This window comes from Staphylococcus sp. AtDRG32, from assembly GCF_004365845.1.
Taxonomy (GTDB): Bacteria; Bacillota; Bacilli; order Staphylococcales; family Staphylococcaceae; genus Staphylococcus; species Staphylococcus hominis.
Genome location: NZ_SODE01000001.1, coordinates 306,717 through 320,119 on the forward strand (window position 1 = coordinate 306,717; position 13,403 = coordinate 320,119).

Annotated in this window: 9 protein-coding genes; 2 read left to right on the forward strand and 7 right to left on the reverse strand. The window is 31.6% G+C overall.

The window, feature by feature from the left end; translation table 11 throughout:
* Positions 1–83 precede the first annotated feature (83 nt).
* From BDW25_RS01520 to parE, 5 genes are all read right to left on the reverse strand, one after another.
* On the reverse strand, positions 84–1,313 hold the full coding sequence (locus BDW25_RS01520; protein WP_002449703.1) for an AI-2E family transporter: 1,230 nt from the start codon (positions 1,311–1,313) through the stop codon (positions 84–86).
* Positions 1,314–1,376: 63 nt separating this feature from the next.
* Positions 1,377–2,231 (reverse strand): glucose PTS transporter transcription antiterminator GlcT, encoded by an 855-nt coding sequence (glcT, locus tag BDW25_RS01525; RefSeq protein WP_065581259.1) that lies wholly within the window; start codon positions 2,229–2,231, stop codon positions 1,377–1,379.
* A 129-nt stretch (positions 2,232–2,360) separates the two neighbouring features.
* Positions 2,361–3,821, reverse strand: coding sequence for a glutamine transporter AlsT (gene alsT / locus BDW25_RS01530; RefSeq protein WP_049430890.1), 1,461 nt, complete (start codon positions 3,819–3,821; stop codon positions 2,361–2,363).
* 209 nt (positions 3,822–4,030) lie between these two features.
* Complete coding sequence (gene parC, locus BDW25_RS01535; RefSeq protein ID WP_133944703.1) at positions 4,031–6,430, reverse strand: DNA topoisomerase IV subunit A; 2,400 nt, start codon at positions 6,428–6,430, stop codon at positions 4,031–4,033.
* The gene (parE, locus tag BDW25_RS01540) at positions 6,427–8,415 is read right to left on the reverse strand and encodes a DNA topoisomerase IV subunit B (RefSeq protein WP_002455371.1); all 1,989 of its coding nucleotides are present in this window, start codon (positions 8,413–8,415) and stop codon (positions 6,427–6,429) included. Before parE ends, parC begins: the two co-directional genes overlap by 4 nt.
* A 216-nt stretch (positions 8,416–8,631) precedes the next feature.
* Between parE and plsY the strand changes: the two genes are divergently transcribed.
* The gene (gene plsY / locus BDW25_RS01545) at positions 8,632–9,240 is read left to right on the forward strand and encodes a glycerol-3-phosphate 1-O-acyltransferase PlsY (RefSeq protein ID WP_002455372.1); all 609 of its coding nucleotides are present in this window, start codon (positions 8,632–8,634) and stop codon (positions 9,238–9,240) included.
* A gap of 159 nt (positions 9,241–9,399) precedes the next feature.
* Positions 9,400–9,699 (forward strand): HesB/YadR/YfhF family protein, encoded by a 300-nt coding sequence (locus BDW25_RS01550; RefSeq protein WP_002449780.1) that lies wholly within the window; start codon positions 9,400–9,402, stop codon positions 9,697–9,699.
* A gap of 48 nt (positions 9,700–9,747) precedes the next feature.
* Here the strand turns inward: BDW25_RS01550 and menI are convergent, their stop codons facing one another.
* Both menI and acnA read right to left on the reverse strand, forming a co-directional pair.
* Complete coding sequence (gene menI / locus BDW25_RS01555; RefSeq protein ID WP_002449842.1) at positions 9,748–10,218, reverse strand: 1,4-dihydroxy-2-naphthoyl-CoA hydrolase MenI; 471 nt, start codon at positions 10,216–10,218, stop codon at positions 9,748–9,750.
* 195 nt (positions 10,219–10,413) lie between these two features.
* Positions 10,414–13,119 carry an aconitate hydratase AcnA gene (gene acnA, locus BDW25_RS01560; protein WP_002449723.1) on the reverse strand — a complete coding sequence of 902 codons (2,706 nt, stop codon included), beginning with the start codon at positions 13,117–13,119 and terminating at the stop codon, positions 10,414–10,416.
* Positions 13,120–13,403 lie beyond the last annotated feature (284 nt).

Here is a 13,403-nt window from a genome sequence, read left to right on the forward strand (position 1 = left end):
CGCTCTACTTTACAACGATGACTATCACTATATTAAAAAGCCCGAGACAACTCATTATGTCTCAGGCTTTTTAATATAGTGATTTATTCTGCTTCTGTGTAATTTTTATGTTCTTCTTTTTTAATCTCATATTGACCTGCATCGTCACCATAGTATTTATTGTAACGACGTTTAAATAATAAGAAGATATGAGAAACTAATACTTTTAAAATAGCGTAGCCAGGAATACCTAAAATAACTCCTACAATACCTAACAAATTACCCGCACTTAATAAAATAAAGATAATTGTTAGCGGATGAATTTTTAACGTTTTTCCCATAATATTAGGAGAAATAAAATGACCTTCAATAAATTGAACCAACGTCCACACAATAATCAATTTTAATAACATAAATGGTGAAGTAATAATCGCAATAATAATTGCCGGAGAAATTGCAATTGTTGGTCCTAAGTATGGGACTACGCTCGTTACTGCAGCAATTGAAGCTAGAACTAATCCATAATCTAAACCAATAATAGAATAACCAATAAACAATAAAATACCAATACAAAATGATACGATAATTTGGCCTTGAATATATGAGCCGACCTGTACACTCATTTTTTCTAATAAATCATGATAGTCTTTTCTAAATTTAGGCGGCACAATTTTAGTTGTATAATCTCTAAATTTAGTTCCATCTTTCAACATAAAGAATAATACAAATGGAGTAGTCGCAATCACAACACCAACATTCACAACAGCTTCTGCAAATGTTCTAATTTTAGTTCCAAATCCACTAAAATAATCTGACGTTAACGATGGAATCTTTTTAGAAGTAGAATCAAGCCAGTCCTGAATTTGATTATAAAATGAAGATAAAATAGACATATGTGTCACTTTATCAATAGCTCTATTAAATTTTTCAATATATTTTGGGAAGTTATTTGCAAGTTGTTTAATTTGATCACCAATCACAGGAATTAATAAATCGATAATTAATGTTGCTCCTCCAATAATCACTAGAAAGACTATTGCAATTGCTAATAATCTTGGAATATTATACCGTTCCATCAAATTAATCACTGGATTTAACAAATAATACAAAATAAGCGATAAAATAATTGGCGCTGCAATAGTATTAAAGATAATGACAAAAGGCTGAAAAACATAAGAAATTTTGTCAAAGATGAATATAGTAATACCAAGTAATACTAATGAAACTAGCGCAAATAATAAATCTTTACCACCTAGAAACTTCATAAAGCGTGTTTCAGAAAAGCTTAGCTTATTAGCTTTCTTTCCTTCAACTTTATTGTGGTCCATTGACATATCATTTTCACCGTACCTTTTAATCTAAAATAAAATAATCTATATTATATCATACCATGTAGCTTATTCATTTTGTGTGTTATTTTGAGATTGAAAATGATAAATATGCAAAGCTAAATAAACAATTTCTGAATCATCTACATCAATATCTAGATTTTTTTGAATAACTTTAGAAATCTTATATGCTGTACTGTAACAATTAGGGTAATATGTTTTGACCATATTGATAAATTCATCTTGTGCATGAACATATTCCTTTTTATTTAAACGACGAATTAGAAATTGAATATGTCTAATAAATCGTTGATATTGGACCGTTCGAGGATTTACAGGATACCCTATATCATTTTCGATAATTAATACACATTTACTTATCATTTTATTAATTAAAGATATTTCACTCATAGGTAAATCTTCTTTATTTGACGCAATATGCAATGCTATAAAACCTATTTCATCCTCAGGAAATGTGACATCTAATTTTTCATTTAATCTCTGTATAACTTGTGTGGCAATATCATACGCCTCACTATATAAATGTTTAGTTTCCATTGCAAAGGGATTACTAATTATTTGATTTTGTTTTAAGCGTTTATATGCAAAAATAATATGATCGGTTAAGGCAATAACTAGTTGTTTATCATCGTTCATATAGATTGTACTTGTAATATAGTTAACTGATTCAATAATTGCTTGTAAGACCTCTTCATCAGCTATTTCAACTAGAGATTTGTAATACTCTTGTTGTTGTTTTTGATCTAATTTATACACTTTCTCAATAGAAGCATTATCATTTACGACCATTCCAGGCTTTTTATTAAAACCAATACCTTTACCAATTAAAATAACTTCTTGATTACTATTGATGCATATGATGACGTTATTATTTAAAATTTTTGAAATATGATATTTACTCATCATTATCATCCTTTTTTTACTATTAAAATTATATAGTTAAACATTATATTTGAAAAGTCGTCCTTTTAAAAAACACTTCTTTCTCGCATTACTCTAAAAGATGGAGAAAAGAAGTGTTGATTTAAATTATTAATGTTTTTTAGATATTTTATCTTCACGTCCCCAAGATTCAATACCAAATAAATTAATCTCAAGGTTTTCTGGTTTAAATACAGGTTTTAAACCAGCACGTTTTTGTTGAATGTAATCTTTCATAACAGCAAATGCAATATTTGAAAGACCTATAATGGAAACAAGGTTTACAATGGCCATTAATCCCATAAATAAGTCCGCTGTACTCCATACGGTTTCAGTTTTAACAACTGCTCCTGTAAATACTAATACAACAACTAAGCATCTAAAAATAAATAAAATTGCTTTGTTTTTAGATAGAAATTCTATATTAGATTGTCCGTAATAGTAATTACCAACTACAGAAGAAAATGCAAATAGAGTAATCGCGACAGTTAAGAAAATACCGCCCGGAGAACCAAGATGTTCATTCAATGCAGATTGTGTAACTTCTACACCTTGTGGCGCTTTTTCACCAAATTTTAAGCCTGAGTAAAGTAAAATCATAATAGCTGTTGCTGTACAAACAAGCATTGTATCGAAGAAGACACCTAAAGATTGAAGTAATCCCTGTTTTACTGGATGTGGTACAGCAGCAGTAGCAGCCGCATTGGGGGCTGAACCCATACCTGCTTCGTTAGAGAATAAGCCACGTTTTACACCTTGTAAAATCGCTGTACCTACTGCGCCACCTGCGACTTGTTCCATTCCGAATGCACTTTTAATAATTGTACCAATCATTGGAATAATTTGATCAAAATTCATTAGTAAGATAACTAAAACAATACCAACATAAACGATAGCCATTATTGGAACAATTAAAGATGATAACGTTGCAATACTACGTACACCGCCGAAGATAATGATTGCTGTAATGACAGCCAAAATAATACCAGTAATGACTGGACTAATATGATATTGGGTTCTTAAAGATTCAGCAATAGTATTCGATTGAACTGTGTTAAATACAAATGCAAATGTAACAGTAATTAACACAGCAAATGTAATACCAAGCCATTTTTGATTTAAACCTTTGGTTATGTAATAAGCTGGACCTCCTCGGAAGCCACCATCTTTATCATGAACTTTGTAAACTTGTGCAAGTGTTGCTTCTACAAATGCACTCGCAGCTCCGATAAATGCGATAATCCACATCCAAAAAACTGCCCCAGGGCCACCTAACACAATCGCTGTTGCTACACCAGCAATATTTCCTGTTCCAACACGAGAACCTGCACTAATAGCAAATGCTTGAAAAGGTGAAATACCTTTCTCTCCATTTTTCAGAGTTTCTGGTTTTTCGACTAATGCCTTAAACATTTCAGGTAGCATTCGTAGCTGAACAAATTTAGAACTAATAGTAAAGAAGATACCTACTGTCAATAGTAAACCTATTAAATACTGTGACCAGATTAAATCATTTCCAACTTGGACGACGGATTTAAACCAATCAGGTATTAAACTATCAAAATCTCTCAATTAAATCCCTCTCATCAAAATTATTGTTATGATATACATTACAAGAGATTTATATTGTAGTATTAAAGATCAAAATGTACATATTTCTCATGTAATCACTTTGATATACTTACCAACAATATAAATCTCTTGTGAGTTATAAATAATTAAATATTAAATTAATTTTATCATCTTATGAATTACTTGAAAACAAAAATTTTAAAATCATATTAATTTATTATCATTGATTTTACATTTCCAAATTCATTTGTATCAACCACAAATGAACCATTTGTATATTGTTCAGAAAGATGAATACGAGAAATTTCACCTGTTTCAGCATGTTTATCTGAATAAAGTGTATAGTATGTTTCATCTCTGACAACATGTGCAGCTACAATACGATGAGGATTTTTTTTCAATTCTTTTAAAAGTGTAATACCTCTTTGTGCGCGTTTGGCATCTTGTAAGATATCTTTAGCAATACGTTTTATTGCTCCTCTTTGCGTAGCCATAATGATTGAATTATTCTTATCAACAGTATCAGTCATAATAACGTAATCTTCATCTTTTAAATTGATAGATTTCACACCAGCCGCTCTTAATCCTGTATCTGAAAGTTCTTCTGTAGAATACGTTAATGACATGCCTTTATGTGTAATAACAGTAATCATTTGTTCTTGAGTTATGCGAAGTACATTTACCACTTCATCTTCATTTTTTAACTTTGTTGCAATGAGTGGCTTATTAAATCGCGTGGTTTTAAATAATGATTGATTACTTTTTTTAATCATGCCATTACGAGTTGCAATAATATAAAAAGCTTTACCATCAAATGTTTTTTCGTTAAATACATCTATAATTCTCTCGTTTTCTTCTAAAGACACAATTTGCGATACATGCTGACCTAACTCTTTCCATCGCACATCTGCAATTTTATGAATTGGAATAAAGAGATATCTTCCTTTATTCGTAAATACTAAAGCTGTATCTTGAGTATTTACAGTTTGGTATTTGAGTAAACTATCTCCCTCTTTTAAACCTACTTCTGTCACACCACTTGCATTAAAGCTACGTGTAGACGTACGTTTTATATATCCATGTCTAGTCATACTTAAAACAACTTCTTCACTTGGTACAATAACTTCTTTATCAATTTTAATTTCTGATATTTCCGCTTCAATTGAAGATAAACGTGATGTTTTAAAACGTTTTCGAATCTCTGTAAGCTCTTTTTTAATAACATTTAATAATGCGTCATGATTATCAAGAATATTTCGGTACTCTTCTATTAATGTTTGTAATTCTTCATGTTCTTCTTCAAGTGCAACAATATCAGTATTAGTTAAACGATATAATTGAAGCATTACAATGGCTTCTGCTTGTGCTTCAGTAAAGTCAAATTCTTTTACTAAATTATCTTTTGCATCTTTTTTATTTTTAGAATGACGAATTAGCGCGATCACTTCATCTAATATAGATAAAGCTTTCATAAGACCTTCTACAATATGCATACGCTTTTCAGCATGATTTAAGTCATATTTTGTACGATTAGCTACAACTTCAATTTGATGGTTTAAATAGCTGTCAATAATTTCACGTAGACCCATTAATTTTGGACGTCCATCACTAATAGCGACCATATTGAAATTATAAGTAATTTGTAAATCAGAGTTTTTATATAAATAGTTTTTAATAGACTCTGAATTAACATCTTTTTTTAATTCAATAGCAATTCTTAAACCTGTACGATCTGTTTCATCACGTACTTCAATAATACCATCTACTTTTTTATCAGCACGAAGCTCATCAATACGTTTCACAAGTGAATTTTTATTCACTTCATAAGGAATTTCTGTCACAATTAATTGTTTACGTCCATTTCTTAACGCTTCTTCCTCTACTTTTGAACGAACAACAATTTTTCCTTTTCCTGTTTCATAGGCTTTCTTTATACCATCAATGCCTTGAATAATACCGCCCGTTGGAAAATCAGGACCTTTAATATATTTCATTAATTGATTTACTGAAATATTAGGATGATCAATATATTTTAATGTTGCTTGAATTACTTCATCTAAATTATGTGGAGGAATATCAGTAGCATATCCTGCCGAAATACCAGTCGAACCGTTTACTAGTAAATTTGGAAATCTTGCTGGTAACACCATAGGTTCAAGTGTTGTGTCATCATAGTTTGGTACAAAGGACACTGTTTCTTTATTAATGTCACGAACCAACTCTTCAGAAAGTTGACTTAATTTCGCTTCTGTATAACGCATCGCAGCAGGTGGATCATTATCAATACTACCATTATTTCCATGCATTTCGATTAATACATGACGCAACTTCCAATCTTGGCTTAAACGTACCATTGCATCATAAACTGAAGAATCACCATGTGGATGATATTGACCAATAACATCCCCAACTGTTTTCGCACTTTTACGGAAATTTTTATCATACGTATTGCCACTGCTATACATAGCAAATAAAATTCTACGTTGTACAGGTTTTAAACCATCACGCACATCTGGTAACGCACGTTCTTGAATAATATATTTACTATATCTTCCAAAGCGATCGCCAATAACATCTTCAAGTGATAGGTCTTGAATTATCTCACTCAATTGACTTCCTCCTCATCATCTTCTTCAGTATCTAGTATTTGAACTTCTGTATTATCTAAAATACTTTGATCTTCTTGCATGCCAAATTCAACATGATTTTCAATCCATTCACGTCTTGGTGCAACTTTATCTCCCATTAATGTTGTTACACGTTTAGAAGAACGTACTTCATCATCGATTTGAACTCTAATCAACGTTCTTGTCTCAGGATTCATTGTAGTTTCCCACAATTGTTCAGGATTCATTTCACCTAAACCTTTATAGCGTTGTAAAATAAAACCTTTACCTAATTGTTTTTGAAGTTTTTCCAATTCATCATCTGTCCAAGCATATTCTACTTTTTTAGATTTCCCTTTACCTTTTTCTAATTTATATAACGGAGGTAATGCAATAAAAACACGACCTGCTTGAACAAGAGGTCTCATATATTTGAAGAAAAATGTTAATAATAACACTTGAATATGGGCGCCATCTGTATCAGCGTCAGTCATAATAATAACTCTATTATAATTACTATCTTCTAATTTAAAATCATTACCAACACCAGCACCAATGGTATGAATAATTGTATTGATTTCTTCATTTTTGAAAATATCTTCAAGTTTTGCTTTTTCAGTATTAATCACTTTACCTCGTAAAGGTAAAATAGCCTGGAATTTTCTGTCTCTCCCAAGTTTAGCTGATCCCCCTGCTGAATCACCTTCGACAAGATATAATTCATTTTTCTCAGTATTCTTACTTTGAGCAGGCGTTAACTTTCCTGATAATAATGTATCTTTACGTTTGTTTTTCTTACCAGAACGTGCATCTTCCCGTGCCTTACGAGCCGCTTCTCTTGCCTGTTGCGCTTTAATAGCTTTCTTCACAAGTGATTTAGATAATTGCCCTTTTTCCTCTAAGTAATAAGGTAATTTTTCAGAAACAACAGAATCTACTGCACTACGCGCTTCAGATGTACCAAGCTTAGATTTAGTTTGTCCCTCAAATTGCAGTAATTCTTCTGGAATACGTACAGAAATCACTGCTGTTAATCCTTCTCTAATATCATTACCATCTAAGTTTTTATCTTTATCTTTAAGTTCATTGATACGACGTGCATAGTCATTAAATACGCGTGTCATTGCTGTTTTAAATCCTACTTCATGAGTTCCGCCATCTTTTGTACGTACATTATTAACAAAACTTAATATACTTTCAGAATATTGATCATTATATTGAAAAGCAACATCTACTTCGATTCCATTTGCAGCACCTGTAAACGTCGTAACATCATGTAATACTTCTTTACCTTCATTGATATAACTTACAAATTCTTTAATACCTTCTTCGTAATGATAAACATCTTCACGTTCTTTTCCATCACGTAGATCTTTCAAAGTAATTTTTAAGTTTTTTAATAAGAATGCAGATTCTTGTAAGCGCTCACTTAATGTATCAAAATTAAATGACGTTGTTGCTTTAAAAATACTTGAGTCTGGTTTAAATGTAACTTTTGTACCTGTTTTCTTAGTTTTTCCCGCTTTCATTAAACCAGAAGTTGGAATACCACCGTCTTTAAAAGATTGCTTATAAATTTGTCCATCTCGATGAATTTCAACTTCTAGCCATTCACTTAAAGCATTAACTACGGAAGCACCAACACCATGAAGTCCTCCAGAAGTTTTATATCCCCCTTGTCCAAATTTACCTCCAGCATGTAATACAGTAAAAATAACTTCTACAGTAGGTTTACCAGACGCATGCATACCAGTTGGCATACCTCTTCCATTATCTTCCACTGAAATACTATTATCTTCATTGATTGTTACATCAATTTCATTACCATAACCATTTAAAACTTCATCGACGGAGTTATCGACAATTTCATATACTAAATGGTGTAATCCACGTTTATCAGTCGACCCAATATACATTCCTGGACGTTTTCTAACTGCTTCAAGTCCTTCTAATACTTGAATCGAATCATCTGAATAATGATTTGTCATTTTTGTTGCCAATGCGTTCGCCTCCTACAAACGTACGTTCGTTTTTTTAACTTTACAATAGTTATTCTTATATAAAACGCATTAAAATGCAAGTATGAGTTATATAAGATACGTATTTAACTTAATATATAAGACGTTTTTTCAATTTTTAATCGTTGTCAGGAATACTTTGTGATAAAATATACCTACATTATATAAGGGATGTGTAAACAAATGATGATGATAGTTCTCATGTTGATTTTAAGCTATCTCATTGGAGCTATTCCAAATGGTTATGTTATAGGAAAAGTTTTTTTTAAAAAAGATATTAGAGAATTTGGAAGCGGTAATACCGGTGCCACAAATAGTTTTAGAGTTTTAGGAAAACCAGCTGGATTTATCGTTACTTTTTTAGATATATTTAAAGGATTCATTACTGTATTTTTCCCATTATGGCTCCCAGTGCATGCGCATGGACCAATTAGTACATTCTTCACACATGGATTAATTGTCGGTATTTTTGCAATAATTGGTCATGTTTACCCTATTTATCTTAAATTTAAAGGGGGTAAAGCTGTAGCCACAAGTGCCGGAGTTGTGTTAGGAGTTAATCCAATCTTACTTTTAATCTTAGCAGTCATATTCTTTGGAATTTTATATTTAACAAAGTATGTGTCATTATCTAGTATTATTGCGGCAATCAGCTGTGTGATAGGTTCATTAGTTATTCATGATTACATATTATTTGGAATGAGTGCTTTTGTATCAATCATTTTAATTTTTAGACACCGTTCTAATATTGTTAGAATTTTTAAAGGTGAAGAGCCAAAAATCAAATGGATGTAAAATGGATGTTTCTTGCACCAAATGTGAAGATTCGGATTTAGTTCTATTAATTAAATATGATAAGCAGTTCATGTTTAATAGTGAGAACAATATGTTTTAGTTCAAGCAATTATTACATTATAAATATAATAATAATTAATATAAAGGATGGGTCATATAATGAAAATCAAATTGACTGATGAAGCAGTTGAATGGTTTAAAAATGAATTAGATTTACCTGAAGAGAATAAAGTCTTACAATTTTATGTGAGGTATGGTGGAGAATTTCAACTTAAACAAGGTTTTAGCCCAGCATTTCGTGTGGAACCGAGCAATGACGTTGAGATAGGTTATCATGAAAACTATAATGATTTAATTATTGTAGTTTCAGAAGATGACTTATGGTATTTTGAAGATCATGAAGTTCTAGTTGAAAAAGTAGACCATGAAGACGAAATTGTTTATTCTACAACTAATTAAAAAAAGACCATAAGTATCTAATATTTACAGATATTTATGGTCTTATATTTATATATTCAAATCGCTGCGTTGTGTGATTTCTAATTCCTTACCTTCGTTATTCAATGCTTCGACTTTACTATATACCTGATGCCATTCTGGAAAATAACGATCTAAACGAATTGGTCTGAAATCACTTGCTTTAATACATAATAGCTGCGTGGACCCTGTAGTAGCTAATTCACCTTTTTCATTATATACTTCATAACAGTACGTTGAACGCAATCTTGAATAATGTTCTACCCATGTTTTCACTTTAACTTTTTCAGGATAAAAAATGGATTTCTTATATTGAACTTGTAAATCCACGACGGGTGAGATAATTCCTTCTTTTTCCATATCTGCATAACTAAAACCTAATTTACGAATATAATCAGTACGAGCAACTTCAAACCATGTAGCATAATTCCCATGATAAATTACTCCCATTTTATCTGTCTCTTGGTATCTCGCTTCAATTTCAGTCATACTATAAATCATATTTATGTACCTCTTTCCAATTAAGTTCACTTTCAATATTAACATAAAAAAGTTACTTGCTATAGAATTCCCCATTTACTACTTCTACTATTGAAATAGCTCAATGACACAAATGAAGAAAAAATCCTTAGATGAGATTGCCATCTAAGGATTCAAAATACATTCAAATTTTAAATATTTTTTCGAATAATTGTATTATTGAGCAAGTTTATTTCTTAATACCATTTGTAGAATGCCACCGTGACGATAATAGTCGATTTCAACTTGTGAATCGAAACGAACAATGACATCAAAATCAACCACTTCTCCACTTTCTTTTTTTGCATGAACTTTAATAATATCATGTGGTTGTACATCTTCGTTAATATCTACAGAAATCTCTTCTCTACCATTTAGACCAAGTGAATCAGCTGATTCTCCATCTTTAAATTGTAATGGTAATACACCCATCATAACTAAGTTAGAACGGTGAATACGTTCATAACTTTGTGCTATTACAGTTTTAACGCCTAATAAATTAGTACCTTTAGCAGCCCAGTCACGTGAAGATCCCATACCATAATCGTTGCCTGCTAATACTGCTAAGCCAGTGCCATCTTCTTTATATTTCATTGCAGCATCATAAATTGGCATAATTTCATCAGTTGGCCAATATGTTGTAAAGCCACCTTCTGTACCTGGTGCTAATTGGTTTTTAATTCTAATATTCGCAAATGTACCACGCACCATAACTTCATGGTTACCACGACGAGAACCATATGAGTTAAAATCACGAATAGGTACGTCATGATTTAATAAGTATTTACCTGCTGGTGTATCTTTACCAATAGCACCTGCTGGAGAAATGTGGTCAGTTGTAACTGAGTCACCAAATTTACCCATTACACGTAAATCTTTTAATGGTTCAATGGTACCTGGTTTTTTTGATAAACCTTGGAAGAATGTTGGATTTTGAATATATGTTGAATTAGGATCGAAGTCATATAATGGAGAGTCAGTAACATCAATCTCATTCCACATTTCATTATTGTTGTATACATTTTTATATTCTTCTTTAAATAATTCAGGTGTTACAACACTATCTACTGTATCAGCAACTTCTTTAATTGAAGGCCAAATATCATTTAAGTATACATCTTGACCATCTTTAGCTTTACCAAGTGGTTCATTTTGTAAATCAATATCAACTGTACCAGCTAAAGCATACGCAACGACTAATTGAGGTGAAGCAAGATAGTTCGCTTTTACTAATGGATGAATTCGACCTTCAAAGTTACGGTTACCAGATAATACAGAAGTAACTAATAAATCTTCTTTAGCAATAGCTTTTTCAATTTCTGGCAATAGCGGTCCAGAGTTACCAATACAAGTTGTACATCCATAACCTACTAGATTAAATCCTAAATCATCAAGATATTTTTGTAATCCCGAATCACGTAAGTAACCTGTCACTACTTTTGAACCTGGTGCTAGTGATGTTTTAACATATTCAGGCACTTTTAATCCTTTTTCAACTGCTTTTTTCGCAACTAAACCAGCACCTAACATAACGTAAGGATTTGATGTGTTTGTACATGAAGTAATCGCTGCAATTGCAATGTCTCCTGTTTTCATAGTTGTTTCAGAGCCATCGTTAAATTGAATATGGGCTGATTTATCAAATTCGCTTTGATCCAAACCATGACCTTGATTTCCAGCAGGAGCTGTTACAGATTTTTCGAATTCTTTTTTCATATCACTTAAGAAAATTAAATCTTGAGGACGTTTAGGACCAGATAGTGAAGCTTCAACTGTCGATAAATCTAAATTAATTACATCTGTATATTGTGGATCTTCCTTATCTGATGTAAAGAACATATTGTTTTGTTGTAAATAAGCTTTAACTAACTCAACATGCTCTTCAGAGCGACCAGTTAATTTCATATATTTAAGTGACTCTTCATCAACTGGGAAGAAACCACATGTTGCACCATATTCAGGCGCCATGTTAGCAATAGTCGCTCGATCAGCTAATGGTAAATCGGCAACACCAGGACCAAAGAATTCTATAAATTTACCAACTACACCTTTTTTACGTAGCTCTTGAGTTACTCGTAATGCTAAGTCAGTGGCAGTTGATCCTTGAGGTAATGAATTAGTTAAGCGTACTCCAATCACTTCAGGAATTGGGAAATATGATGGTTGACCAAGCATACCTGCTTCAGCTTCAATACCACCAACACCCCAGCCTAATACACCAATACCATTTATCATAGTAGTATGTGAATCTGTACCAACAAGTGTATCTGGGAAAGCAGTTTGTTCACCGTCCACGTCTCTTACATGAACTACCTTAGCTAAATATTCTAAGTTAACTTGGTGTACGATACCTGTTGCAGGCGGTACAGCATTATAATTATTAAATGCTTTTGTAGCCCAGTTTAAAAATTGATAACGTTCATAGTTTCTTTCAAATTCTAATTTCATATTGCGTTCTAACGCACGTGGGTTTGCATAGCTATCTACTTGTACAGAGTGATCGATGACTAAATCAACCGGTACTTCTGGATTAATTTTATTAATATCTCCACCTACATCATTCATAGCTTTACGTAATGAAGCTAAGTCGACAACCGCAGGCACCCCTGTAAAATCTTGTAAGATTACGCGAGAAGGTTTGAAAGGTACTTCTCCTTCATTACCTTCTTTACCAAAATGGGCTAATGCTTTAATATGATCATCTGTAATAACAAAGTCATCTTCTTGTCTTAATACTGATTCTAGTAGAACACGAATAGAATAAGGTAACTTACTAATTTTAGTTAAACCTTGTTCTTCAAGACTTTTTAAATCATAATATGTATATGATTTACCTCGAACTTCAAATGATTTTTTTGCTTGTTCTTTAATGTTAGAAGCCATTTGATTATCCCCCTTGAATATTAAAAATTCATAATTATACTTCTTTAATTAAATTGTATAATTATATGTTTTTTAAAACAACTATATATCACTAGAATTTGAGTGATTTGAATTTTGGTTTTATAATCAGTTAATATAAGAAATACTTATCATAGTACATTTAAACTATAAGTATTTTTTATTAAATGAGAATTTTTTTCAATAAGCTAAATGAAATAAAAAGGAAAGTAGAATAGAAATTCATTTTGAATTTTTGGCTCCAATATCAACATATATTGGATGTG